Below are 24,856 nucleotides of genomic sequence, written 5' to 3'. Positions count from 1 at the left end.
ACAGTTTAGTTGACGTAGAAGTCGCGGGAGCCGTCGACCCGTTCCCCGCCGACGGTGAGCTGGATGACGGCACGCACCACGCCGCGATAGCCGTCGTCGAGAGGTGAGTTCGTCTCGGGGTTGACGAGCGCCAGGCGGGTGAGCGTGACGTGGGACTCGCCCATGATGGCCGATTGCGCGGCGGCGAGGACGGCGTCGAGACCCCGGTCGGCGGCCGATTCGGCGGCGTCGAGGGCGGTGCGGAGGAGCGGGGTTTCGGAGTGGGGCACAGGCCGATCGTAGTCGAGGCGGGTCAGGGCCCTGACCGCGTGTCGGCGCAGGGGCGGGACCGGGCGTCGGCGCAGGGGCAGGACCGAACGACCTCGCTGGGCGCGGCTTCGACGCGAAGCGGGTGCGGCGTCAGCGCAACTCGTCGAGGCCCGGCAGGGCGCCCGGCGGCGTGGCGCGGCGCAGGGCGTTGTCGACGGTCGAGCGCACGAGGGAGGAGAGGAACCCGCCCGGGTTGTCGACGCCGATCCCCGCGAGGATGCCCGTGGCCTGCGTGACGATCGAGCGCGAGAACTCCGAGGCGATCGAGACGGCCTCGGCATAGGCCGCGCGGTCCTTCTCGTCGACGACGACCGGTTCGCCGCCCATCTCGACGACGAGGGCCTGCGCGATCGGCAGAACGGGAGCGGGAGCGGTGACGGCGAACGAGGTCTCGGTGAGTCGCGAGACATCCATGCTGGAGCCCGTGAATTCCATGGCGGGGTGGATGGCGAGCGGGATCACACCGGCGGCCAGGGCGGGCTGCAGCACCCCGATGCCGTAGAGCGGCGCCGTGTGCATGACGAGCTGCCCGGGCTGCCAGGTTCCGGATGCGGCGAGGCCCGCGACCAGCTGCGGCAATTCGCTCTGCGGCACGGCCAGGATCACCAGTTCGCTGCGCTCGACGATGACGGGGATGTCGAGCACCGGCACGCCCGGCAACATGGCCTCGGCGCGATCGCGGCTCTCATCGGAGATCGCGCTGACACCCACGATGGCGTGGCCGGCACCGGCGAGGGCTACGCCCAGAACGGGACCGACCCGGCCGGCGCCGATGATGCCGACGCCGAGACGCCCGGCGCGTGCGCTCACAGCTGCCCGCCGTTCATGCCGAAGTAGTCAGGGTGACCCGTTTCGCGTGCGGGGCTGCCTGCGCCGTCATCACCGTTCTCGCCCCAGCGGTGGCTGCGGTCAGCCGCGGAAGCCCGCACGACGGCCTCGGACACGGTCTCGAGCAACAGCACCGCATTGGCCGTCGACATCGTCGGAACGGTCGCCGTGACAGGCCCCATGACGGTGTGCGCCTGCGCCGACGACAACCGGAAGAGCCGCTCGAGCGGCCCCTGTGTCACCTGGATGGACTGCAGGCGCGCGAGCGGCAGCACGTCGAGTTTGCGCCAGACGACTCCGCGGCGGAACAGCAGCACTCCCCCGCGCAGCGCGAAACCGGTGCGCTTCCACGCGAAGGGGTCGAGCCAGCGGGCGCGGCGAGGGGCGATGGTGAAACCGTGGGAGCCGGGATCGGTGATGGCCGCGCGCAGGTCGGTGAGCAGGCCATCCGTCTGCGCGTCGTCGACGATGAGGCCGAGAACGCGGGTCACGTCGTCGAGTTTTCCCACGGGCAGGATGGTGGTGTTGCCCCGGGCGGCGCCGGCGTCGGTGAGCGAGACTCCCGCTTTATTGATGCGGACCTGCCACCAGCCGAAGGGTCGCCAGAGGATCGACTGGGTCACCTCGATGGCGTGCACGCGGCCGGGCGGGATGGTGTCGTTGCTCGTTGAGAGCAGGCCGAAGCCCACGCGCACACCCGACGGGGTTCCCGCGATCGAATAGCGCAGCGATTTGGTGATGGTCGACCAGATGTAGCCGGCGACGCCCAGGACGGCGGGGATGGTCCAGAAGAGGGTGAAGAACTGGTCGTTGGCGATCTGGATGGCCGCGGCGACGATGACGGCCAGACCGATGATGGTGGGCCATCCGATTATCGTCGAGGCCACCAGGCGGCCGACGGGAATGCGCACGACCGACTCGGGCGGCGCCTGATCGGGGTCGAGCTCGGGCGAGAGGAAGTCGTTGACGCGCTCGGTGACGACGCGGCTGATGGCGGGGTCGTCGCTGCGCACCAGGCCCGCCGGGCCCACGCTCACGACCGGAGCGCTGCCCCGCTCGGCGAGTTTGGCACCCGAGGCGAGGGTCAGGACATCCCGCCGCAGGCCATCGGCATCGCGCGCGTAGAGGTATTCGAGCTTGACGTTGGCGTCTTGGCCCGCGACGCTGACCTCCATCTTGGCGGCGCCCAGCAGGCGGGCCAGGAACGGCTTGTTGATGTTGACGCCCTGCACGCGGTCGAGCTTGGCCTTGCGGTTGGTGCGGAACACGATGCCCGAACGCACCTCGACGGCCTCATTGGTGATGCGGAACGTGTGCATGCGCCAGGAGAGGAAGAAGGTGCCGATGATGACCAGGAGGAGCACCAGGAGGGCGAGGAGCGCCCAGCCGACGAGGCCCTGCTCCCACACGAACGAGACGGGGTCGCCGTATTCGCGGTACTCCTCGTCGCCGAACTGCGGCAGGAAGAGTTCGACGAGGCGCTCGCGCAGGTTGGCGATGACGAAACCGGCGACGGCGATGAAGAAGATGCCGCCGCGCAGGAGGGGTGTTGCGGGGTGCAGGCGGTGCCATTCGCCGTCGGCCAGGATGTGCGAGGAGGACGGGCGCTCGGGGGTCGTCGGCTGCTGCGGCTGGTACTGCGGCTGGCCCGACCAGGCCGGGGGCTGGGGCTGGGGTGCCGAGCCCGGCGGGGTGTCGTTGCTCACAGGCCGGTCCGTCGGGTCTCGGCGACCGCGACGAGGTGGTCGCGCAGGCGGTCGGCTTCGTCGGCGGGCAGGCCCGGCAGCACGACACCCGTGGTGGCGGATGCCGTGACGAACTTCAGTTCGGACAACCCGAAGGCGCGCGCCACGGGCCCGCGGTTGACGTCGATGAGCTGCATGCGGCCGTAGGGCACGGCCACGAAACGCTGCCACATGATGCCGCGGCGGAACAGCAGGTCGTCGTCGCGCAACAGATAGCCGATCGAGCGCACACGGCGCGGCGTGAAGATCATGTAGATGAGGGTGATGAGAGCGATCGGCCCCGCGACCCACCACTGCCACACGGCCTCGCTAATGACGGCGATGAAGATCGCGGCCGCGGCCAGCACCGCGAGCGTGATGACCGAACCGATCAGCTCGACCACGATGTAGCGCTTCGAGACGCGCTGCCAGCCCTCGTGCGGCAGGTCGAGGCGGCCGAGGTCGTCGGGGGTGTGAGCCGCGAGATCGGCGCGGGCCGTCTCGTCGACGGCGCCGCCGGCGGGTTGTGGCGCGAACTCGCCGCTCGAGGCGGGCTCAGTGTGAGGGTGCGGCTCCGGCAGTGTCATCGTCGTCATCATCCTTCGGAAGCGTGCAGAGGTGCTCGGCGACGAGGGCCGCCGCCAGCAGAATCGCGGATGCTGCGAGTGCGGCAATCGTCAACCATGTCGAGCCTACCGCGGGCATCACGGGCCGGGTGAGGAGGAAGCCGAGAGCCCCGAGCGTCACGCCGATGAGCAGGCCGCCGACCAGGCTGCAGGCCTTGGCGAGCACGACGACGCGCATGGCCCGGAACGGGTCGATCATGCGCTGCGCCTTGCCCGTGACGGCGCGGCGAATCGGGATGGCGAACCCCACCACGATGGCCGCGACCGCGATGAGCGTGGCCGAGAAGGTGCCTGGCGGGATGACGAGCGGTCGCCCCCCGGCGGCGGAGGCGTATTCGATGAGGTAGCCGATGGCCAGGCCGACGATGGCGAGGCCGATGATGGGCGTGGCGCGCGTGCGGGTCACGGGCGGTCCTTTCGCAGGGCGGCGAGCAGGGCGTCGGCGCGGCCGAGACCGGGGAGCGCGGCATCCGGGTCGACGTCGAGCCAGGGCGCGAGCACGAAGGCGCGTTGGGCGGCGCGGGGGTGCGGGATGGTGAGGTCGGGTTCGTCGACCGTCAGTTTTCCGAAGGCCACGATGTCGAGGTCGAGCGTGCGATCACCCCACCTTTCGGCGCGCACCCGGCCGTGTTCGCGTTCGACGCGGTTCAGTTCGGTGAGCAGGGCTCGCGGGCTGAGGGTCGTCGAGAGCAGGGCGACACCGTTGAGGTAGCCGGGCGCGTCTGGGTCTTCGCCGTCGGGTTTGACGGCGACGGATTTGTGCAGCGGCGAGACGCGCGTGACCGTGATGCCGTCCGTGGCGTCGAGGTCGCTGAGGGCCTGACGGATGGTGGCCTCGCGGTCGCCCAGGTTGGCTCCGAAGGCCACGACGGCGCTCGTCACGCCGAGCGACAGCTGTGAGGGCCGGCGGACGGGCGGGTGAACCGGTGGCTTGATGATGGGCGTCATGCGTCGGCATCCGCTCGGTCGACTGAGCCGTGTCGGCCCGGTCGTGCGTCGGCGACGTGGCCCCCGCCCGTGGTGTTGTCATCGCGCGTTGCGTGGTCGTCGGGAGCGAACCGCGGGGTCTGCTCGCGCTCGATGCTCACCGCGACATCGGCGAAGGGCACCGAGATGGGCGCATCGGGTTTGTGCACCGTGACGCGCGTGCGCTCGGCGGCCGGGTAGCCCAGCACGAGCGTCGCCACGCGTTCGGCAACCGTCTCGATGAGGTCGACGGGATCGGCGGCAACGGACCGGGCGATGCTCTCGGCCAGCTCGCCATAGTGGATGGTGGTCGCCACATCGTCGCTCGCCGACGCCCGCGCCAGGTCGAGCCACACCGTCACGTCGATGACGAAGTCTTGCCCGTTCTCGCGCTCGAAGTCGTACACGCCGTGGTGCGCGCGCACCCGCAAACCGGTCAGCTGGATGGTGTCGAGGCTAGCCACGTCGACCACTCTGCCATGCGCGCCAGGTGTCGAGGGCGAGCCGGGTGGCGGATGCATCGTGCACGCGCACCCCCCACGCCCCGGCCTGCGCGGCCAACACGCTCGTGACGGCCGTCGGCAAGTCCCGCTCGGTCATGGGCGCGTCGTCGGGCAGCAGCGCACCGAGGAACCGCTTGCGGCTCGTGCCCACGAGAACGGGGTAGCCGAACTCGATCAGCTCGTCGAGACGGGCCAGGAGCTGCCAGTTGTGTGAGCCGTTCTTCGAGAACCCGAGCCCCGGGTCGAGAACGATGCGGTCGCCCGAGATGCCGGCGGCCCGCGCGTCGTCGACCCGCTTCGAGAGTTCGTCGCGCACCTCGGTGACGACGTCGTCGTAGTCGGCGAAGGCGTTCATGGTGGCCGAGTGGGTTCGCCAGTGCCCGATGACGAAGATCGCCGGCGTGGATGCGATAGCGGCGGCCATGCCCGCGTCGGCGAGGCCCCCCGACACATCGTTGACGATGACCGCGCCCTCGTGCACGGCCCGCGCAGCCGTCTCGGCGTTCATGGTGTCGACGCTCACGGCGATGTCCCGGCCGGCCAGGGCGCGGACGAGCGGCAGCACGCGGCGCTGTTCCTCGGCGGGCGTGACGCGATCAGCCCCGGGGCGCGTCGATTCGCCGCCCACGTCGATGATGTCTGCGCCGTCGGCGGCGAGCTGCAGTGCGTGCGCGAGGGCCGCGTCGGCGTCGATGAACTGGCCGCCGTCGCTGAACGAGTCGGGCGTGACGTTAACGACGCCCATCACGTGCGGCGTCTCGGAGGTCATCACGGGGTCGCCCCGGCATCCGGCGCTGGACGCGCACCGATCAGAGCGAAGATCTCGGCCCGTGCGGCGGGGTCGCTGAGCGTTCCGCGGCTCGCGACCGTCACGGTCGAACTGTCGCGCTGCTGCTGCCCGCGGGCCACGACGCAGCCGTGCACGGCGTCGAGCACCACGAGCACTCCGCGCGCTTTGAGCCCGCGCTCGAGCGTGTCGGCGATCTCTTCGGTCAGGCGCTCCTGCATCTGCGGACGCGACGCGATGGCGTCGACGACGCGCGGCAGGCTGCCGAGCCCCACCACGTTGTCGCCGGGAACATAGGCCACATGCGCCGTGCCGAGGAACGGCAGCAGGTGGTGCTCGCAGATCGACCGGAACGCGATGTCGCGCACCAGCACGACCTCGCCGGCACTGTCGCCGACGGGCACGGTGTTGGCGAGGAACGCCTCGGCGTCGACGTGCAGGCCGCCGAAGAACTCGGCGTACGCCTCGCCCACGCGACGAGGCGTTTCGGCCAAACCTTCTCGCGAGACATCCTCACCAATAGCGGCGAGGAGCTCGCGCACGGCCGCCTCGATCCGGGGCCTGTCGACGCCCGTCATGCGGTTTACGCCGTCGCGGGACGCGGGTTGGGGTTCGTCCGCAGGTCGGGACGCTCTTCCGACTCCACGCCGCCGTCGGTCACACCGGGGTCGACGGGGATCTTGGTCTTCGCGGCCACCACGATGGGCGGGCGGTCGGACACGGGACGCTTGTCGCTCGACAGCCACTGCGGTCGCTCGGGCAGCTTCTTGACGTCGGTGAAGATCTCGGCCAGCTGGGTGTGGTCGAGCGTCTCCTTCTCCATCAGCTCGGCGGCCAGGCGGTCGAGGATGTCGCGGTTCTCGGTGATGACCTGCCACGCCTCGTCGTGCGCCTGCTCGATGAGGCGACGCGTCTCCTGGTCGACGCGCTCGGCGATCGACTCGGAGTAGTCGCGCTGGTGGCCCATGTCGCGGCCGAGGAACATCTCGCCCGAGGACTGGCCGAGCTTCACGGCGCCCACATCGGTCGTCATGCCGTATTCGGTGACCATCTTGCGAGCGATGCCCGTGGCCTTCTCGATGTCGTTCGACGCACCCGTGGTGGGGTCGTGGAACACGAGCTCTTCGGCCACGCGACCGCCCATGGCGTAGGTCAGCTGGTCGAGCAGTTCGTTGCGCGTGACCGAGTACTTGTCCTCGAGCGGCAGCACCATCGTGTAACCGAGGGCGCGTCCGCGCGGCAGGATCGTGACCTTGGTCACGGGGTCGGTGTTGCGCATGGAAGCGGCGGCCAGCGCGTGGCCACCCTCGTGGTAGGCCGTGATGAGCTTCTCGCGGTCGTTCATGATGCGCGTGCGGCGCTGCGGGCCGGCGATGACGCGGTCGATGGCCTCGTCGAGCGCGCGGTTGTCGATGAGCTGCGCGTTCGAGCGGGCCGTGAGAAGAGCGGCCTCGTTCAGCACGTTCGCCAGGTCGGCACCCGTGAAGCCGGGCGTCTTGCGCGCGACGACCTCGAGGTCGACGTTCTTCGACAGCGGCTTGCCGCGGCCGTGCACCTCGAGGATCTGGCGGCGGCCCTGCAGGTCGGGCGCGTCGACGCCGATCTGGCGGTCGAAGCGGCCGGGCCGCAGCAGAGCGGGGTCGAGGATGTCGGGGCGGTTCGTCGCCGCGATGAGGATGACGTTGGCCTTGGGGTCGAAGCCATCCATCTCGACGAGCAGCTGGTTGAGCGTCTGCTCGCGCTCGTCGTGCCCGCCGCCCATGCCGGCACCACGGTGGCGACCGACGGCGTCGATCTCGTCGATGAAGATGATGGCGGGGGCGTTTTGCTTCGCCTGCTCGAACAGGTCGCGCACGCGGCTGGCGCCGACACCGACGAACATCTCGACGAAGTCGGAACCCGAGATCGAGTAGAACGGCACGCCGGCCTCGCCTGCGACGGCACGGGCGAGCAGCGTCTTACCCGTTCCGGGAGGGCCGTAGAGCAGCACACCCTTGGGGATTCGGGCGCCGACGGCCTGGAACTTGGCCGGGTCTTTCAGGAAGTCTTTGATCTCTTCGAGCTCTTCGATGGCCTCGTCGCTGCCGGCCACGTCTTGGAAGGTGACCTTGGGGGCTTCCTTCGACACGAGCTTGGCCTTGGACTTGCCGAACTGCATGACCTTGTTGCCGCCGCCCTGCATGCTCGAGAGCATGATCCAGAAGAAGACACCGATGAGCAGCAGCGGGATGAGCAGGCTCAGCAGGCTGCCCCACCAGCTGGGCTGGGGCACCTTGTCGTTGAAGCCCTCGGCGGGCGCGGCGGAGTCGACGGCTTCGACGACATCGGCGGCGCGCGCGTTGAGGTAGTAGAACTGCACCATCGTGCCGTTGTCGCCATCTGCCGAGGCAAGCGTGAGGTCGGCTCGGTTGTCACCCTCGGTGAGGATGACCTCCTTGACCTTGTCGTCCTTCAAGAGCTGCAGACCGTGCTCGGTGGACACCTCTTTGAAACCGTTGAGGTTGAGCAGGCTCGATCCGACGAAGAACACGACGACGGCGAGCAGGATGTAGGGAAGCGGTCCCTTGAAGATGCGCTTGAAATTCATGTTGCTCCGGGCCGCAGCCCGTCACCTTTCTGCAGGTGGGTCGAAGAGGGCCACAATCGCCCGTGTCGCACCAGGGTATCTCTAAGAGTCTGAGCGCCCACTCTGTGTTCCCCGTGGGCGTAAAGCGCCCGGATCAGGCGTAGACGTGCGGCGCGAGCACGGCCACATCGCGCAGGTTGCGGTAACGCTCCGCGTAGTCGAGCCCATAGCCCACGACGAATTCGTTGGGGATGTCGAAACCGACGTAGCGGCAGTCGATCTCGACCTTGGCGGCATCCGGTTTGCGAAGAAGTGCGCACACCTCGATGGAGGCGGCACCGCGCGAGGCGAAGTTCTCGAGCAGCCACGACAACGTGAGGCCGGAGTCGATGATGTCCTCGACGATGAGCACGTGGCGGCCCTCGAGCGGGGTGTCGAGGTCCTTGCGAATCTGCACGACACCCGACGACTTGGTGCTGTTGCCGTAGGACGAGACGGCCATCCAGTCGATCTCGACGTGGTTGCGCAGTTCTCGGCTCAGGTCGGCCATCACCATGACGGCGCCCTTCAGCACGCCCACGAGCAGCAGGTCTTCACCCTCGTAGTCGGCCTCGATGCGCCGCGCCAGCTCGCGCAGCTTGTCGTGGATCTGCTCCTCGGTCACCAAAACTTGGGCGAGGTCGCCCTGAACGTCCGTCGATTCCATGATTCGAGTGTACGGATGTCTCGGGCCTCGCGTTTCCCGGCATCCCGGTGGGGTTCCTCGGGATCTGGCTCAGGGGATGTCGGCGCGCAGCTCGGCCTCGGCCTCGTCGTGGGCGCGCGCCGTGAAGACGAGGAGTGCGCCCTCGCGTGCGACGCTGATGCCCGGCACATCGATGGGGCCCTGGCCGCGCCAGTCGGTGACGAGGCGGGCGATCTCGAGAGTGTGAGCGCGGTTCAGGTATTGGCCGAACTCGCCCGCGGCGACCACGCGGATGATGCGGTTGCGCAGTGCCGCGGGGTTCACGGCGAGCGCGCGCACGTCGACCGCGATCCCCGCCTCGGCCGGCTCGCAGATTTCCTCGATGATCTCGTCGACCATGCGGTCGAGCGCCTCGCTGTCCTCGCGCAGGATGTCGGCGGTGCGCGCGAGCGCCTCGGCAACACCCGGCCCGAGCTCGCGCTCCAGGACGGGCAGCACGGCCTTGCGCACGCGTACGCGGCTGAAGCGGTGTTCGTCGTTGTGGGGGTCGGTCCACGCGTCGAGGCCCAGGGCGTCGCACGAGGCGTGCGTTGTCTCGCGGTGCACCCCGAGAAGCGGTCGCAGGTAGCGGTCGGTGAGCTCGGACATCCCCCGCAGGCTCGCCGGCCCCGCACCCCGGGCGAGCCCCAACAGCACGGTCTCGGCCTGGTCGTCGAGCGTGTGGCCGATCAGGATGTGGGACGCCCCCGTCTCGGCGAACACCTCCGCGAAGGCGAGATAGCGCGCGTGTCGGGCGGCCGATTCGGGGCCCGAACCCCACGACACCACGACCTTCTTGACGATGACGGGGGCGAGGCCGAGCGATGCGGCCTGCTCGGCGGCACGGGCCGCGACATCCTCGGACCCGAACTGCAGGGCGTGATCGACGATGACGGCGCCGGCGCGGATGCCGAGCTTGGGCGCCTCGAACGCGACCGCCGCCGCGAGGGCCAGAGAGTCGGGGCCACCGCTCAGCGCGACGAGGACGAGGGGGGCGAGATCGTCGGCGGTCGCAGAACTGGCTGCGTCAGGCATCCGAGCCGGTGCGTGTGCTGCATCGACCGCGCCCGCGACGGTGGCCTCGGCGACAGGAGCCCCGGCGACGTGGGCGGCGAGCGAACGCCGCACGGCCGCGCGCACCTCGGCCGTTGCCGGATCGAGGGGACGGCGATGTTCAGGGCGCGCGGAGGGAGGCATCCAGTAACGTTATTCCAGACTTCACGAGCAAGGAGAAACTCATGGCAGGTTACGACGTCGTCGTAGAAATTCCCAAGGGCAGCCGCAACAAGTACGAGGTCGACCACGAGACCGGTCGCGTCTACCTCGACCGCGTGCTGTTCACGTCGTTCGTCTACCCGACCGACTACGGCTACTTCGAGAACACGCTGGGCCTCGACGGCGACCCCGTCGACGCGCTCGTGCTGCTCGAATACCCCGTGTTCCCGGGCGTGGGCGTGAAGGTTCGCCCCGTCGGCGTGCTCAACATGAGCGACGAGGCCGGTTCCGACGCCAAGGTCGTCGTGGTTCCCGTAAAAGACCCGCGCTGGAGCCACATCCAGGACATCGACGACGTTCCGCAGCAGACGCGCAACGAGATCGAGCACTTCTTCACGCGTTACAAAGACCTCGAGCCCGGCAAGTGGGTCAAGATCGAGGGCTGGGGCAACGCGGCCGAGGCCGAGCAGATCGTGCAAGACGGTTTCACCAAGCTGAAAGAAGAGGGCGGCCACTAGTCGCTGGCTTTCTTCCCGGATGCCCTCGCTCGCGTGTGCGGCGGGGGCATCCGTGTTTTCACGCACTCGATGAGAAGCCGCCATGCTCGCGCTCCCCGTACCCGCGGGATACGTTTTGCCAAAGTGCCGCCGAATCCGTATGCTTGGTCGTCGGTAGTTCAGTGCCCTCGGGCACACCGGCCCCATCGTTTAGTGGCCTAGGACACCGCCCTTTCACGGCGGCAGCACGGGTTCGAATCCCGTTGGGGTCACGGTACTACTACACTGAAGAACAGCAACACCCGCACAAACCAGCTCGAAACGCCCGTGTAAAAAACGGAGTGAAACATACGGCATAATGGTCAGGTGCGAAAAGCACGAAAACACAGCAACACAATATCGAGGCCCTGTAGCGCAGTTGGTTAGCGTGCCGCCCTGTCACGGCGGAGGTCGCGGGTTCAAGTCCCGTCAGGGTCGCCAGGTCGAATGCCTCTCCTTTTGGAGGGGCATTTCACCATGGAGGCGACAGCCTTCGGCTCTGTAGCTCAGTTGGTAGAGCGTTCGACTGAAAATCGAGAGGTCACGGGATCGACGCCCGTCGGAGCCACCACAGCGAAATCGCCAGAATGTGAAATCCCCCGAACGCCTCGCGGCGCCGGGGGATTTCTCGTTAACGAAGTCTCGCGAGGCAGGAACGACGTCTCGCGAGGCAGACGCCGATCAGTCGAAGAGCTCGCTGAGCCAGTTGTCTTTGCGCTTGCGGCCGTGGCCGTTGCGGTTGTCGTTGTTGTAGCGGCGGTCGTCGTCGTAGCGGCGGTCGCTGTCGCGGCTGCCGTAGCCGTTGTTGTCGCGATTGCCGGTGATGCCGCCGAGCAGGCCGCCCAGTCCCCCGCGGCCGAAGTCGTCACTGTCGTCACGGCGGCGGTGATCGTCGCGGTCGCGCGGCGAGCGGCTGTCGCGGCCGTCGGTGTAGCCGCGGGCACCCTCGTCCCAGCGGTCGGAACCGCGGCCCGGGAACGGACGGTCAGCGTCGCGCGGAAGGCCCGTGTACGGGTTGGGAGCATCGGTGTGGCCGCCGGGCATCCCGTTGGCCGGGCCCTGCTGCACGGATGCGGCCTCGGCCGAGGCGGCAGCCGCAGCGCCGCCGAACTCGCGGCTGGCGCGGTCGAGGATCTTGTCAAGCTCGCCGCGGTCGAGCCACACGCCGCGGCAGGTGGGGCAGTAGTCGATCTCGACTCCGGAGCGTTCGCTCATGACGAGGGGGACATTATCGACCGGGCAGTTCATTGCGGATTCCTCACTGAAGTGGCGCGGGATGCGCGGGGTGACGCCGTTGTGCGTTCACCGAATTTAATCAGGATGGACTCAGAAACCGCTGGGAGCGGCTGGCAGGCCGCTCTTGTCAGCGGTCGACGACACCCCATCGCCGGGTCTCGCTCGCGGCGATGAGTTCGAGCAGAGCGGCGCGCAACGCATCCTGTTGCGGGAGCGCCGGGAAGACGCGGGCCTCGAGGTCATGCGCATTGCGGAACGCCTCGGCCCCGTCCGGCGTGAGCCTGACGACGTGGCGCCGACGGTCGGTCGCGTCGGCCGTGCGTTCGATGTAGCCATCCCGTTCCAGGCGATCGAGCGTGCGCGACATCGTCTGCGTCTGCACGCGGGCGCGCCGAGCCAACTCGATCTGGCTTGCAGGGCCGCCGGACAGGAAGTGCAACACGATCAAACCGGCGTGCGTGAGACCGTGACTCTCGAGAGCTTCGGCCCAGGCGTGCTCGACGAGTCGCGATGCCGTCGAGAGCAGCCTGCCCGTCGGCCAGGAGGCCATCGGGTTTTCCGCGTGTGGGTCGCCTGCCGTCCGGTCGGGCTCGCGCGAGCCGCGGCCGACAGCGACGGTCACGCGTTGCTGTCCGTCGGCGGCGGACATGCTCCGGCGCGTGGCGTCGACGGACCCGTCGGGGGTGCCGCCATTCGCCTCAGATGCCATGAGACCAATGTACCCCCGCGCATAAACAGTCAGCAGGCTTACTGTTGCGTTCTGCGCAGCGATCTGCTCTCGATTCGGCTAGCTCACCTGAATCTTCTTCTCGCGAGCCTTGAGTGTCTTCTCGTCGATCGGCAGCTCGCCGGCTTCACGTTTGCGAGCAAAGTAGTTCGCCGCTTCTTCTTGCCGGGCCTGCTCAGCGCCCGTGGCGATGGGCGCGCGCACGTGCTCGGGACCGTAGCCGAAGGCTTCGACGAGGTCGGCGGCGTGGGGACGCAAGCGGGCGATGAGCCGGTCGATGTAAGGCCCGACGGCGCCGGCGCGCTGGGGCGAGAGGCGCCCCGCGATCAGATACCAGGCGAGGTGCTTCTCGACGAGGCCCAGGCCGAAGAGATCACGCACCCAGGTGAGCACCTGGCGGGTGTCGGTATCGGTGATGTTGTCGAGACCGGCCGTGAAGGCCTCCCACTGCAGGAGCTCAGCGTGCGCTCGCGCCGCCTCGATGAGCTCGTTCTGGTTGTCGTTGAAGAGCGCGGCGGCCTCGACCGGACCGAGCTTGCCGGCGGGGCGAAGTTTGGCGGCGAGCTGTTCGACCATGGTCTCGACGCGGCCGGTGAGGAGCTCGCGCTGCGTGTCGGTGTCGCGGAGGTGTCCGACGGATCGCGCCGTGGAGCCCAGGTCGGCGACGGTCTGCGCGAGCGAACGGAGGCCCGTGCCGTGGACGGCGCGGTCGGCGACCTGACCGGCGGCGTACTTGGCGAGGACCTTGGCGTCGGCGCCTTTGAAGCGCTTGGCGACGTCGCCGAGCAGCCGCTTGCCGACGAGCTGGAGGAGCACATTGTTGTCGCCCTCGAAGGTGGCGTAGACGTCGAGGTCGGCGCGCAGGCCCGTAAGCCGGTTCTCGGCGAGGAAGCCGGCACCGCCGCACGCCTCGCGCGCCTCCTGCAGGGTGTCGAGCGCGTGCCACGTGGACAGCGACTTGAGCGCGGCCGCGAGCGTTTCGAGGTCCTGACGGTCGTCGTCGGTGTCGGCGGCCCCGCTGAAGACGCCGTCGAACTTCACGAGCAGGTCGTCGTGCGCGAAGATCTGCGCATAGGTCGTCGCGAGACGGGGCAGCAGCCGGCGCTGGTGGCGCTGGTAGTCGAGGATGACTTCCTCGTGCGTGTCACTGCCGGCGTTAAACTGCCGACGCTCGCTGCCATACGTGATCGCGATCTGCAGGGCGAGGGCGGATGCCGCGGTGGCCGCGCCGTCGAGCGACACGCGCCCCTGCACCAGGGTTCCGAGCATGGTGAAGAAGCGTCGGCCGGGGCTCGCGATGGGCGAGGTGTAGGTGCCGTCCTCGGCGACGTCGCCGTAGCGGTTGAGGAGGTTCTCGCGCGGGATGCGCACGTCGTCGAAGTGCAGTCGGCCGTTGTCGATGCCGTTGAGACCGCCCTTGAGGCCGTCGTCTTCGCCGCCGACGCCGGGCAGGAAGGCGCCGTCGGCGTCACGCAGGGGCACGTAGAAGCAGTGCACGCCGTGGTTGACACCGTTGGTGATGAGCTGCGCGAAGAGCGTGGCGGCGGTGCCGTGGACGGCCGCGTTGCCGAGGTAGTCCTTCCAGGCGGCGCGGAACGGGGTCTGGATGACGAACTCGCGGGTGTCAGGGTCGTAGGTCGCCGTGGTGGCGATGCTCGAGACATCCGAACCGTGGCCCGTCTCGGTCATGGCGAACGCGCCGGGAACCTCGAGGCTCATGGCGCCGGGCAGGAAGGCCGTGTGGTGCTTCTCGGTGCCGAGGTGCAGGATGGCGGCGCCGAAGAGGCCCCACTGCACACCCGACTTGATCTGCAGCGACGGGTCGGCGAGGACGAGTTCTTCGAAGCCGGCGATGTTGCCGCCGTGGTCGTCGTGTCCGCCGAGGCGGGTCGGGAACGCACGGTGCACCTGGCCGTTCTCAACGAGCTTGTGCAGCTGCTCGAAGACCCGCTGCCGGTGCTCGGCCATGCCGAGGCTCTCGTCGCGCTGCATGTCGGGGCGACCGGCGAGGGCCCTCGAGGCGAGGCGTGCTTCAGGCCAGCTGCCGAGGAGGGTGTGGGCGAGCGACGGGACGTCGACGCGCGGCCCGTCGCCGGGATCGGCTGCGGATGACGAACGCGAGCGTGCGGGTGCCGGCGCTTCGGTCGCGGCACGCGTGGGGGTTTCGGCGTCGAGGCTGCCGGGGCCGGGGAGGTGCGCGACGGTTTCGGGCTCGACGAGCGCGTCGGGGGCGACGGTTTCCGACGCGCCGGCGGCGGTCGCCTCGGCTGATGCGCCGTCGACTGCCTCGGGGCCCGTGTTCTTCGCGGCGAGGTCGTTGGGGGTTGCGTCGGTTCGGTTGCTCATTGAGATCTGCCTTTCCACACTGAAATCTGTGTCGATAGTAGGAGTCCGCTAACGATCCGTGAAGCGACCCGTGGGATTGCCACAAATGCGCGCGAGCCGCTCGCGGCCGTCGCTGTCGATTTCTACAGGGCACCGAAACCTGTCGACCTACGCGAGTGAGTCTGTCGAGGCGACCGAGGTGAGCAGATCGAGCGCACGAGCGCATGCCACCCCCTCGGTGTGGGGCGAGTGCAACGCAGGGGCGGGACTGACGCAGGTGCGAGGCCGAGGCAGGGGCTAGGCGGAGGCTAGGCCGAGGCCGAGGTCTGTTCGGCGACGACGCTCAGGAGGCCCTCGCCGTAGGCGGCGAGCTTCTTCTCGCCGATGCCACTGACGCCGTCGAGGTCGGCGAGCGATTGCGGGCGCAGCTCGGCGACGGCGCGCAGGGTGGCATCGCCGAAGACGATGTAGGCGGGAACGCCCTGCTCCTTGGCCTCGGCCCCACGCCAGGCGCGCAGCGCCTCGAACAGCGGGATGTCGGCCTCGGCGAGATCGACGACGGCTCGGCGGGAGGACGAAGACGACCGGCCGGAGGACGCCTGCCGGAGGGGCTCGTTGCGCATGCGCACCGTGCGGTTGCCGCTCAGCACCTCGGCACTCGCCGGCGTGATGACGAGCGTGCCGTATTCGCCGCGCGCGGCCAGCAGGTCGGCGGCGAGGAGCTGACGCACGACGCCGCGCCACTGCTGGTCGCTGAGGTCTTGGCCGATGCCGAAGGTCGCGATCTGGTCGTGACCGAACTGCTCGACGCGCGGTGTGCGCTTGCCGCGCAAGATGTCGACGATCTGGCCGGCGCCGAACTCTTGGTTGCGCTCGCGCTTGAGGCGCACGACCGTGGAGAGGAGCTTCTGAGCGGGGATCGTGCCGTCCCACGTCTCGGGCTTCTCGATGCACGTGTCGCAGTTGCCGCACGGCTCGGCGTCTTGGCCGAAGTAACGCAACAGATTCTGACGGCGGCAGTCGACGGTCTCGCAGAGCGCGAGCATGGAATCGAGGTGCTTCTGCAGCTTGAGGCGGTGCGAGAGGTCGCCGGGTGACTGCTCGATCATTCGTCGCTGCTGCACGACGTCTTGCAGACCGTACGCCAACCAGGCCACGGACGGCAGGCCGTCTCGCCCGGCACGACCCGTCTCCTGGTAATAGCTCTCGACGCTCTTCGGCAGGTCGATGTGCGCCACGAAGCGCACATCGGGTTTGTCGATGCCCATGCCGAAGGCGATCGTGGCGACGATGACGACACCGTCTTCGCGCAGGAACCGGGCCTGCGTGCGCGCACGTGTGACCTGGTCGAGGCCCGCGTGATAGGGCATGGCGTCGATGCCGTTCTGCTTCAAGAACTCGGCCGTCTTCTCGACCGTGTTGCGACTGAGGGCATAGACGATGCCGGCCTCGCCGGAACCCTCGCGCCGGATGAAGTCGAGCAGCTGCTTGCGCGGCTCGTTCTTCGGCACGATGCGGTATTGGATGTTGGGCCGGTCGAAGCTGGCCACGAAGTGTTGCGCGCGCTCGAGGTGCAGGCGCTCGGTGATCTCGCGGTGCGTGGCGTCGGTGGCCGTGGCCGTGAGCGCGATGCGCGGCACATCGGGCCACCGCTGCACGAGGTCACCCAGAGACAGGTAGTCGGGGCGGAAGTCGTGACCCCACTGCGACACACAGTGTGCCTCGTCGATCGCGAAGAGCGCGACCTTGCCATTGGCCAAGAATCGCTTCGTCGACTCGGACGAGAGGCGCTCGGGGGCGACATAGAGCAGATCGAGCTGGCCATCGAGGTAGGCACGCTCGACGCGCTCGCGCTCGGCGGCGTCTTGCGACGAGTTGAGGAAGGCCGCCTGCACGCCAACAGCCGTGAGCGCATCGACCTGGTCTTGCATGAGCGCGATGAGCGGCGAGACGACGATGCCCGTGCCCTCGCGCAGGAGCGCCGGGATTTGGTAGCAGAGGCTCTTGCCGCCACCCGTTGGCATGAGCACGACGGCGTCGCCGCCGGACGCGACCTGCTCGACGATCTCGGCCTGCTCGCCGCGGAACTCGTCGTACCCGAAGACACGATGCAGGACTTCGAGGGCGGGCGTCACGCCCATAACGCTACCTCCTTCCACCGACATCGCCGATCCGGATGGCGGAGCAGGCAACCCAGCGGGTGGACCCGTCGGCTCGTCGGCCGACCGCCGCTGCTCGGTGAGATCGAGAACGCGCGGGAAGGTGCGGCGCGGCGCTCGGACGGTGGGGCTGCCCATGGTGTTCTCCTCGTCTGCAGGAGCACCGTGCGGCATCCCGTGAGACGAAAATACGGGGAAGCTCACCCCGAAAGGTGGGCTCCCCCGCATCCGTGGAGAGATCGGCCCGATCACACCTGTGGAGAACAGAATGCGACCGAGCCGAGGGCTTATCGCTCGCCGGGCCCCTCGGGGTGCGACGACGCCGCGCCCGAATCATCCGCGACACCCGCCGGCTTGCGGCGACGCAGCACCAGCAGCACGATCAGACCCGCGATCAGCAGAACCGCGACGGCACCACCGATCCAGAGGATGTCGCCGGCGGCCTGCGACTGCTCGCCCGTCGCGGCGTCGGTCTGCGTGGTCATCTCGGGCTCGGGGGCCGGCGCCGCTGAATCCGTCGCGTCGCGCGCAGGAGCTGCCGTGGCAGCATCCGTCGACGGCTCGGTGGCCGCCGGGGACGACGCCTGACCGCACACCGGGGCGCTGGTCTGCCCCTCGGCGAGCGTCTGGGCGGCATCGGGGGCCCAGGTGAACGTGAACTCGTTGGAGATCGGGTGACCGTCGGTCGAGACGACCTGCCAGATCACCGTGTACTCCCCCGGCTGGCCGAGCTGCGCGGGCATCGTGAGCGCCGGACCATTGACCGTCGTGCAACCGTCACCATAGAAGGTCTCGCCCGGGCCCTTCAGCTGCAGCTGGTTCGAGCCGCTCTCGCCGCCGAGATCGAGCAGGGCGTCGTTCGTCGTGATGACGATCTGGCCCGGCTGCTCGGTGACGGTCGAACCCGCGGCCGGGTTGGACGACACGAGGTAGTTGTGCGCCTCGGCCGCCGAACCGCCGAGAGGGGACACGCCGAGCAGCGTGCCGACCGCGAGCGCGAGCGCCCCGGCGAGAGCGAGACCAGACTTCTTTCGAGTGGTGACAGTCATACGTCAGCCTTTCTGGGTGCGACGGCGGGTGGCGACGACGGCCGTGACCATGCCGGCGGCGCCGACGACGATGCCGAGGATTCCGAGCGTGCGGGCGACGACATCCGGGCCGGCTTCGGTGGTGGCGGCGGCAGCAGCTTCAGATGATGCGGAAGCGGCCGAAGCATCCTCATCCCCATCGGCGTCAGAGTGCCCGTGGGCTCCCGCTGCCGAGGCCTCGGTGACGGTCACCTGCGGTGCGGGCGACTCCAGCTCCTCGGGGTCCTGGCCGTCTTCGGCGACCTGGGTCCAGTCGTTCTGGCCCTGCTCGCACGACTGCACGACGGGGAAGCTCAGGGTCTTGCCGGCGGCGTCTTCGGGCAGCTGCACTTGGAACGACACCGTGTCGCGGTAGCCGTCGGCGAGCGGCGTCTTGGCCGTGTAAACGACCGTTCCCACGCGCTCGGCCAACGACTTGCCGTGGCTGTCGGTGATCGGGTCCTTGAGGTCGGTCATCTGCTTCTCGATGTCCCAGTTCGGACTGACCGTCGGCGTGACGGCGACGATCTCCTCGGGGATGTCGAAGCTCAGCTTCGTGGTGGGCGAGCCGTCGCAGCCGTGGCCGACCGCGAAGCTCAGCACGGTGTAGGAACCGGCGGCCGTGTCGGACGGGGTGACCGAGACGTGCGCGCTGGCGGCGAGCGGGGCGCCGAGCGCGAGGGCGACGCCGGCCGTAAGGGAGCCGACGGCGAGCAGGGGGGTGCGTTTCTTCATGCGAATGAGTCCTTGTCTGGTGGTCACGGCAGAGCCTGCGACCGATAACTGTGAAATGGGGATGGTGCGACGCGCGGGTCAGGCCGCGAAGGCAGCCGAGACTCCGCGCGGCGGGCCGCGATGTTTCACAGAGGACAAGAAGGGGGGAGCGACGGGCGCCAGGATGCGGCGCACCACCACGGGGACCGAGACCGACAACGGCGTGCTGGCCGCGGCGACGGGACGGAAGAGCGTGAGGAACGTGAGGCGCAGGGTGTCGAACAGGCCCCAGAAAACGCGCTCGCCGTGCAACACGACGGCGACCGTGACGAGCGCCGCGAGACCGTGCGCGGCCCACATGAGCGCGTCGGAGTGGCCGGCGCCGTGAGCGTGCGAACCCGCGGCAGACATGCTCATCGCGGCGTCGGCAGCCGAGGACGAAACCGACGGCAGGGATGCGGCCGCGTGGGCCTGCCCGTGAACGTGCGCCCCCGACATCCCGAACACCGATTCAGCACTGCCCGAGACCGCCGGAATGGCCGTGAACAGCGCGTGATAGACGGCCTGGCTCACGAGAACGGCCGCGGCCGTGCGCCACGGCGTGAGGCGGTGGCCGGCGAGCGCGATGCACGCGAAGGACGCCACCACGAGGCACAGCGCGACGGCCACGAGGCTCGGGGCCTGAGACCCGGCGGCCGCGTGCGAGAGGGCGGCGGCGAAGGTGGAAACGGATGCGGCGACGAGGCCGCGCGCCACGCGGGCTGGGCGTGAATGCATCCGTTCCTCCTGTTCCTGTCGTCAACGATAGTCGAGGGCGGGTTCTGGCCAGACATCGACGGGTCGGGCTTGATTCGGAGCCGATAGCGTGGATGGGTGGGTGCCGAACGCAACCCGTTCGGAACAAGCGCCGCGCGGAGTAGGTTGTGGCACACGAAGGAGCGTGCACCATGACTGACGAAACATCGCCCGAGACGGGTAACGAGGCGAGCACCGGCGACGAGCGGGTCGTGCGCAACGACGAGCGCGAGCGATACGAGCTGTGGCGCGGCAACATTCTGGTCGGCGTCGCCGACGTGCGCGAGATGAACGGCGCAACCGTGTTCACCCACACGGGCATCCGCCCCGAATTCCAGGGCGCGGGCTCGGGTTCCACTCTGGTCAAGGCCGCCCTCGAAGACACTGTGGCGCGCGGCGAGAAGATCGTCGCCGGCTGCTCGTTCGTTGCCGACTACGTGGCCGAGCACCACGAATTCGACGAGCACCTGGTCTCGCCCGACACGCTGTGATGGCGAGCGCAACGCGATGACGAGGCTCGACGGGCACAACACCGAGAGCGTGAGCCGGCGCCCCGACGTCGAGGGGCCCGAGATGCTGCTGCTCGAGCCGCGCGAGGTTCCGCTGGGCGGGGTGCGCGGCATCCAGGTGCATCGTCTTCTGCCGCAGCGCGCCCTGCCCATGGTGGGGGCGTGGTGTTTCTTCGACCGTTTCGACGAGGAGGCGCTCATGCGGGTTCTGCCGCACCCGCACACGGGTTTGCAGACCGTGACGTGGCCCCTGGTGGGCCATATCCGGCACCGCGACAGCGTGGGCAGCGATGTGACGCTGCGACCGGGTGAGCTCAACCTCATGACGAGTGGGCGCGGGGTGTCGCACTCCGAGTTCTCGATCGGCGAGACGGCCGGGCCGCTCGAGGGCCTGCAGTTCTGGGTGGCGTTGCCTCCCGAGGCCGCTGCCGGTGATGCCGCCTTCGAAACGCATGCCGACCTGCCCGTCTTCGTCGACGGCGCACTGCGAGCCACCGTCTTCCTCGGCGAGCTCGGCGGCGTGCGCTCCCCCGCCACCACGCACACACCGATCGTGGGCGCCGACGCGCGGTTGTCGGATGCGGCGAGCGCCACCATCCCCCTTCTTCCCGGGTTCGAATACGCCATCGCGGTCCTGTCGGGAGCGCTGCGCATGGGCGACGCCCTGCTCACCTCGGGGCCCATGCTCTATCTGGGGCTGGGGCGCGATCACGTGGCGGTACACGCCGAGGGTGATGCCCGCTTCATCCTGCTGGGTGGCGAGCCTTTCGCCGAGGACCTGATCATGTGGTGGAACTTCGTGGGACGCAGCCACGACGACATCGTGAGCGCCCGGGATGACTGGGAGGCGCAGGCCGGCCGTTTCGGGCATGTCGAGGGGCACGCGGGTGCGCGAATTCCGGCGCCGCCGCTGCCCAATGTGCGCTTGACTCCGCGTCGCCGCCGCCGGCCCCGCACGGTCTGATCTCGCCCTGGCAGGGCGGTATGAATAGGCGTAAACTGTGGTCAGACCACAGGCGCGCGAACCTCCCCTTCGCTCCGGTCACAGGCCTCAACTACATTGGATGAACGCGCCCCCGCCTCGACACCAGGACTCACCATGACGAGCATGAACACCCGCCTCCTTCTCACGTGCGCCGCCATCGGCGTGGGCGGCGGCCTCGTGTTCGCGGTCACGGGCTACCTGCACGTCGTCGTGCTCGCCACCATCCCCGTCGTCTATGGCGTGCTCATCGGCGTCTACTTCTTCCCGGGCGTCGTGGCGCAATCGCTGCTGCGCCGGCCCGGCGTCGCGGTCGTCACGGGCGTCATCGCGGGGCTCACCGCGTCTGCCTTCAACCCCACCAACGTGTGGCGGCACATCGGCACGGGGCTGCTGATCGGTTTGCTGCAAGAGCTGCCGTTCGCCCTGTCGCGCTACCGCTACTGGAAGGCCTGGGTGTTCTACCTCGCGGCCGCCATCGCGGGCGCCGTGTTCGGCGGTGTCGTGTTGATCGCGCTGGGCGTCGACCACTTCGCCCCCGTCGCCGAGGTCGTCTCGATCGCCGTGTGGGTGCTCACGCCGCTCCTCGTCACGTGGCTGGCGCGTCTCGTGGCCGCTGGCATCGATCGCACGGGCGCCGCACGCGGCCTGCAGCACGATATCGATCGCCGTCCGTCGCGGTCGTCCGGGTCGGGCACCGGCACGGGTTCGGGTTCGGGTTCGGGCGCGGGTTCGCGCATGCCTCGCCTGGCCCACACGTGACGGATGCCTCCATCCCCGCGCCCGAGGCACCGCAGACGCCCGAGCCGCGGCTCGTCGTCGACGGGCTGCGCATCCGCCACGACGGACGGGACCGCTTCAGCCCCGACGGCGTGACGTTCACCCTGCGGGCGGGCGAGGTCGTGTTGCTCATGGGGCCGAGTGGTTCGGGCAAATCGACGCTCGCGCTGGCGCTCAACGGGCTGGTGCCCCACGCCGTCCCGGCCGAGATGCACGGCAGCGTGCGGGTAGACGGTGTCGACACGACGGATGCCTCGGTGGCGGCCCTGAGCGAGCGCGTCGGCATGGTGTTCCAAGACGCCGACGCCCAGATCGTGACGGGCAGCGTGCTCGATGAGGTGTGTTTCGGGCCCGAGAACCTGAGCCTGCCGGTGCCCGAGATCCTGCGCCGTGCCGAGGCCGCCCTGCGCCGCGTGGGCCTGTGGGAGCGGCGGGACGACAACCCCGACATCCTGTCGGGCGGCGGGCGCCAGCGGGTCGCCATCGCCGCGGCGCTCGCGCTCGACTCCGACACCATCGTGCTCGACGAACCGACCGCCAACCTCGACGCGGCCGGCGCGGACGACGTGTACGACGCCCTCGCCGAGATCGCCTCCGACGGGCGCCACACCCTCGTGCTCATCGAACACGACCTCGACCGGGCCGTGCGCATCGTCGACCGCGTCATCGTGATCGACCGCGACGGGCATCCGGTGGCCGACGGCACGCCGCGCGAGGTGCTGGCGGGGCGTGCAGACGAATTGCACCGGCTGGGCGTGTGGTTGCCGCCCGCGACCGAGGCGGGGCGGCGGTTGCGGCGGGCGGGGGTGTTCGACGCGGGCGAGCCGTTGCCGCTGACAGGCGAGGAGTTGACGGCGGCTCTGGACGCGGTTCCTCGGGAGCGTGCGTTGTCGTCGTTGCCCGCCCCGAGGGCGACCGCGGCTGCGGCTTCGACCGCCGCGTCGGCTTCAGCTCCACCTTCCACGTCGGCGTCAGCACCGGCTTCGGCCTCGACTTCGGCACGAGCGGCCCCGGCCGCCACGAAGGCCGCGCCCGAACATCCGCAACCGGCCGTCGTGCTCGACCGCGTCTCGGTCACGCGCCGCCGCACCCGCATCGTGCACGACGTCTCGCTGACGATCGGGCGGGGCGAATTCTGGGCGATCGTCGGCGTCAACGGAGCCGGCAAGTCATCCCTCGTGCAGACCATGGTCGGCATCACCGCACCCTCCTCGGGTCGCGTGCGCGTGCACGGCTTCGACCCCGCCCGCACCGACGCGCGCCGCCTCTCGGAACACGTTGGATTCGTCTTCCAAAACCCCGAACACCAATTCGTGGCCCACACCGCCTTCGATGAGCTGGCCTACGGTTTGCGGGCGCGGCGTGTCGACGAGTCGACCATCGAGCACCAGGTGACCGGGATGCTCGAGCGTTTCGGTCTGGCCGACGCCGCCCACGTGCATCCATTCCTCTTGTCGGGCGGGCAGAAGCGGCGACTGTCGGTGGGCACGGCGCTCATCGCGGGGGCCTCCACCCTGGTGCTCGACGAACCCACGTTCGGGCAAGACCGCGAGCGCAGCGACGAACTGCTCGACCTGCTGCAGTCGCTGAACCGCGCGGGCACGACCGTCGTCGTCGTGACGCATGACCTGCAATTGGCGGTCGACCACGCCGATCATCTCGCCGTCATGGCGGACGGGCGGCTGGTCGAGTCGGGCACTGTCGATGAGATCCTCGGCGATGAGGCGATTCTCGAGCGCAACGGGCTGCGCATGCCGCCGCTCGCGCGCGCGTTCCAGGAGGTGACGACGCATCCCGAGTGGCGGCAGGTGCGGCGGCTCGATCAGATCGCGGGCGCCGCGGCGCACGTCGGCGGCGATCACGGCACCAGCGGCCGGAGGGCCGACGCGTGACAGACCCCTACCGCAGCTTCGCCTCGGCCCGCCCCCGCCACTATCTGTACGCCTTGAACCCGCTCTCCAAGCTGGCGGCCGTTCTGCCCGCCATGGCGGCGCTCCTGTTCACGCGCGACATCCTGACCCCGCTGCTCTTCCTCGCGCTCGCGCTCCTCGTGATCGCGACGGGCGCCCGCATCGGCCGGCGCACGGCCCTGCTGCTCGGCGTCGCGCTACCCGCGCTCATCCTCGTTTTCGCACTGGGCTTCGGCGCGTGGACCGACCCGGCTGCCGCCCTGCGCTCGAGCCTTCTGCCCGACGGCCTGTTCGGTGCGTCCGCCGACACCGTGATCCTGCAGCTCGGCGACTACCGCTACACCGTGGCCGCGCTGGGCGTCGGGTTGGCCACGTCGCTGCGACTGTGCAGCATCCTGACCCTGTCGCTCATCGCGGGGCTCACGACGGCCGGGCCCGACCTCGTGCGCTCGCTCGTGCAGAATCTGCGCGTGCCCTATCGCTTCGGTTACACGGCCCTGGCGGCCTATCGGTTCGTGCCGCGTTTCGGGCGCGACCTCGAGCAGCTGCGGGCCGCCCGCCGCGTGCGCGGTTCGGTGGTCCGGCGCGGGCCGGTCGGATGGGTGGGGCGCAGCGTCGGCATGGTCGTGCCTCTCCTGGCCGGCGGCATCCGACACGCCGAGCGGATGTCCTTCGCCATGGATTCTCGAGCGTTCGGCGCGTCTCGCCACAGAACTGAGCGTTACTCGGTTCGCTGGCGCGCGCGGGACACCGTATTCGTCGTGATCCTGCTGCTCGCGACGGCAGCTGTCTTCGTCCTCACGTCTCGCTAAAGCGACGCATCCTCACGCTTCGAGCGGTGACGTGAGTGCTGCCGACGCGGTACCGC

At 69.3% G+C, this 24,856-nt stretch carries 25 protein-coding genes and 3 tRNA genes; 9 read left to right on the top strand and 19 right to left on the bottom strand.

Annotation, left to right across the window (positions count from 1 at the left end; translation table 11 throughout):
* Window positions 1-5: 5 nt before the first annotated feature.
* The 12 genes from ALI44B_RS13030 to tilS all read right to left on the bottom strand — a co-directional run bounded on the left by ALI44B_RS13030 (window position 6) and on the right by tilS (window position 10,230).
* Complete coding sequence (locus ALI44B_RS13030) at window positions 6-269, bottom strand: hypothetical protein (RefSeq protein ID WP_077055031.1); 264 nt, start codon at window positions 267-269, stop codon at window positions 6-8.
* 130 nt (window positions 270-399) lie between these two features.
* Window positions 400-1,119 carry a Rossmann-like and DUF2520 domain-containing protein gene (locus ALI44B_RS13025; RefSeq protein WP_077055030.1) on the bottom strand — a complete coding sequence of 240 codons (720 nt, stop codon included), beginning with the start codon at window positions 1,117-1,119 and terminating at the stop codon, window positions 400-402.
* Complete coding sequence (locus ALI44B_RS13020) at window positions 1,116-2,843, bottom strand: PH domain-containing protein (protein WP_077055029.1); 1,728 nt, start codon at window positions 2,841-2,843, stop codon at window positions 1,116-1,118. The genes ALI44B_RS13025 and ALI44B_RS13020 overlap by 4 nt, the downstream gene beginning before the upstream one ends.
* Window positions 2,840-3,448, bottom strand: coding sequence for a PH domain-containing protein (locus tag ALI44B_RS13015; protein ID WP_083710013.1), 609 nt, complete (start codon window positions 3,446-3,448; stop codon window positions 2,840-2,842). Before ALI44B_RS13015 ends, ALI44B_RS13020 begins: the two co-directional genes overlap by 4 nt.
* Complete coding sequence (locus ALI44B_RS13010) at window positions 3,417-3,893, bottom strand: DUF3180 domain-containing protein (RefSeq protein WP_077055028.1); 477 nt, start codon at window positions 3,891-3,893, stop codon at window positions 3,417-3,419. The genes ALI44B_RS13015 and ALI44B_RS13010 overlap by 32 nt, the downstream gene beginning before the upstream one ends.
* The gene (gene folK / locus ALI44B_RS13005) at window positions 3,890-4,435 is read right to left on the bottom strand and encodes a 2-amino-4-hydroxy-6-hydroxymethyldihydropteridine diphosphokinase (protein WP_077055027.1); all 546 of its coding nucleotides are present in this window, start codon (window positions 4,433-4,435) and stop codon (window positions 3,890-3,892) included. Before folK ends, ALI44B_RS13010 begins: the two co-directional genes overlap by 4 nt.
* The gene (gene folB, locus ALI44B_RS13000) at window positions 4,432-4,917 is read right to left on the bottom strand and encodes a dihydroneopterin aldolase (protein ID WP_083710167.1); all 486 of its coding nucleotides are present in this window, start codon (window positions 4,915-4,917) and stop codon (window positions 4,432-4,434) included. Before folB ends, folK begins: the two co-directional genes overlap by 4 nt.
* Complete coding sequence (gene folP / locus ALI44B_RS12995; RefSeq protein WP_179100293.1) at window positions 4,910-5,701, bottom strand: dihydropteroate synthase; 792 nt, start codon at window positions 5,699-5,701, stop codon at window positions 4,910-4,912. The genes folB and folP overlap by 8 nt, the downstream gene beginning before the upstream one ends.
* A gap of 23 nt (window positions 5,702-5,724) precedes the next feature.
* A complete protein-coding gene (folE, locus tag ALI44B_RS12990) occupies window positions 5,725-6,321 on the bottom strand; it encodes a GTP cyclohydrolase I FolE (RefSeq protein ID WP_077055024.1) in 597 nt (198 codons plus the stop codon).
* Between the two features lie 5 nt (window positions 6,322-6,326).
* A complete protein-coding gene (ftsH, locus tag ALI44B_RS12985) occupies window positions 6,327-8,330 on the bottom strand; it encodes an ATP-dependent zinc metalloprotease FtsH (protein WP_077055023.1) in 2,004 nt (667 codons plus the stop codon).
* Window positions 8,331-8,463: 133 nt separating this feature from the next.
* Window positions 8,464-9,015, bottom strand: a complete 552-nt coding sequence (gene hpt, locus ALI44B_RS12980; protein WP_077055022.1) for a hypoxanthine phosphoribosyltransferase — start codon at window positions 9,013-9,015, stop codon at window positions 8,464-8,466.
* A gap of 69 nt (window positions 9,016-9,084) precedes the next feature.
* Window positions 9,085-10,230 (bottom strand): tRNA lysidine(34) synthetase TilS, encoded by a 1,146-nt coding sequence (gene tilS, locus ALI44B_RS12975; RefSeq protein ID WP_077055021.1) that lies wholly within the window; start codon window positions 10,228-10,230, stop codon window positions 9,085-9,087.
* 41 nt (window positions 10,231-10,271) lie between these two features.
* Here tilS and ppa point away from each other — a divergent pair, with 41 nt between their 5' ends.
* The 4 genes from ppa (at window position 10,272) to ALI44B_RS12955 (ending at window position 11,355) form a co-directional block, all read left to right on the top strand.
* Complete coding sequence (gene ppa, locus ALI44B_RS12970; RefSeq protein ID WP_077055020.1) at window positions 10,272-10,766, top strand: inorganic diphosphatase; 495 nt, start codon at window positions 10,272-10,274, stop codon at window positions 10,764-10,766.
* A gap of 178 nt (window positions 10,767-10,944) precedes the next feature.
* Window positions 10,945-11,017, top strand: a tRNA-Glu gene (locus tag ALI44B_RS12965).
* 131 nt (window positions 11,018-11,148) lie between these two features.
* A tRNA-Asp gene (locus ALI44B_RS12960) sits at window positions 11,149-11,225 on the top strand.
* A gap of 54 nt (window positions 11,226-11,279) precedes the next feature.
* A tRNA-Phe gene (locus ALI44B_RS12955) sits at window positions 11,280-11,355 on the top strand.
* 110 nt (window positions 11,356-11,465) lie between these two features.
* On the opposite strand, the gene ALI44B_RS16615 is transcribed toward ALI44B_RS12955, so the two are convergent.
* The 7 genes from ALI44B_RS16615 to ALI44B_RS12920 all read right to left on the bottom strand — a co-directional run bounded on the left by ALI44B_RS16615 (window position 11,466) and on the right by ALI44B_RS12920 (window position 19,789).
* Window positions 11,466-11,999 (bottom strand): TFIIB-type zinc ribbon-containing protein, encoded by a 534-nt coding sequence (locus ALI44B_RS16615; RefSeq protein WP_496507431.1) that lies wholly within the window; start codon window positions 11,997-11,999, stop codon window positions 11,466-11,468.
* Window positions 12,000-12,147: 148 nt separating this feature from the next.
* Window positions 12,148-12,729, bottom strand: a complete 582-nt coding sequence (locus ALI44B_RS12945; protein WP_238592206.1) for a MarR family winged helix-turn-helix transcriptional regulator — start codon at window positions 12,727-12,729, stop codon at window positions 12,148-12,150.
* A gap of 78 nt (window positions 12,730-12,807) precedes the next feature.
* Window positions 12,808-15,093, bottom strand: coding sequence for an acyl-CoA dehydrogenase family protein (locus ALI44B_RS12940; protein WP_083710011.1), 2,286 nt, complete (start codon window positions 15,091-15,093; stop codon window positions 12,808-12,810).
* A gap of 287 nt (window positions 15,094-15,380) precedes the next feature.
* Entirely contained in the window at window positions 15,381-17,237 is a 1,857-nt protein-coding gene (recQ, locus tag ALI44B_RS12935; RefSeq protein ID WP_179100292.1) for a DNA helicase RecQ, read from the bottom strand.
* A gap of 281 nt (window positions 17,238-17,518) precedes the next feature.
* Window positions 17,519-18,280, bottom strand: a complete 762-nt coding sequence (locus tag ALI44B_RS12930) for a copper resistance CopC family protein (protein ID WP_077055017.1) — start codon at window positions 18,278-18,280, stop codon at window positions 17,519-17,521.
* A gap of 3 nt (window positions 18,281-18,283) precedes the next feature.
* On the bottom strand, window positions 18,284-19,033 hold the full coding sequence (locus tag ALI44B_RS12925; protein WP_077055016.1) for a YcnI family copper-binding membrane protein: 750 nt from the start codon (window positions 19,031-19,033) through the stop codon (window positions 18,284-18,286).
* A 78-nt stretch (window positions 19,034-19,111) separates the two neighbouring features.
* Window positions 19,112-19,789, bottom strand: coding sequence for a hypothetical protein (locus ALI44B_RS12920; protein WP_143459253.1), 678 nt, complete (start codon window positions 19,787-19,789; stop codon window positions 19,112-19,114).
* Between the two features lie 170 nt (window positions 19,790-19,959).
* Between ALI44B_RS12920 and ALI44B_RS12915 the strand changes: the two genes are divergently transcribed.
* From ALI44B_RS12915 to ALI44B_RS12895, 5 genes are all read left to right on the top strand, one after another.
* Window positions 19,960-20,298 (top strand): GNAT family N-acetyltransferase, encoded by a 339-nt coding sequence (locus tag ALI44B_RS12915; protein WP_077055014.1) that lies wholly within the window; start codon window positions 19,960-19,962, stop codon window positions 20,296-20,298.
* 16 nt (window positions 20,299-20,314) lie between these two features.
* A complete protein-coding gene (locus tag ALI44B_RS12910) occupies window positions 20,315-21,280 on the top strand; it encodes a pirin family protein (RefSeq protein WP_077055013.1) in 966 nt (321 codons plus the stop codon).
* 144 nt (window positions 21,281-21,424) lie between these two features.
* On the top strand, window positions 21,425-22,060 hold the full coding sequence (locus ALI44B_RS12905; protein WP_179100269.1) for an ECF transporter S component: 636 nt from the start codon (window positions 21,425-21,427) through the stop codon (window positions 22,058-22,060).
* Complete coding sequence (locus ALI44B_RS12900; RefSeq protein WP_083710008.1) at window positions 22,057-23,970, top strand: ABC transporter ATP-binding protein; 1,914 nt, start codon at window positions 22,057-22,059, stop codon at window positions 23,968-23,970. The genes ALI44B_RS12905 and ALI44B_RS12900 overlap by 4 nt, the downstream gene beginning before the upstream one ends.
* On the top strand, window positions 23,967-24,800 hold the full coding sequence (locus ALI44B_RS12895) for an energy-coupling factor transporter transmembrane component T (protein WP_083710006.1): 834 nt from the start codon (window positions 23,967-23,969) through the stop codon (window positions 24,798-24,800). The genes ALI44B_RS12900 and ALI44B_RS12895 overlap by 4 nt, the downstream gene beginning before the upstream one ends.
* Window positions 24,801-24,856: the final 56 nt, after the last annotated feature.

The sequence above is a fragment of the Leifsonia sp. ALI-44-B genome (assembly GCF_001984125.1).
GTDB lineage: Bacteria > Actinomycetota > Actinomycetes > Actinomycetales > Microbacteriaceae > Okibacterium.
The sequence above is the reverse complement of the archived record's forward strand: the minus strand, read 5'-3'. Positions and strand labels throughout refer to the sequence as shown.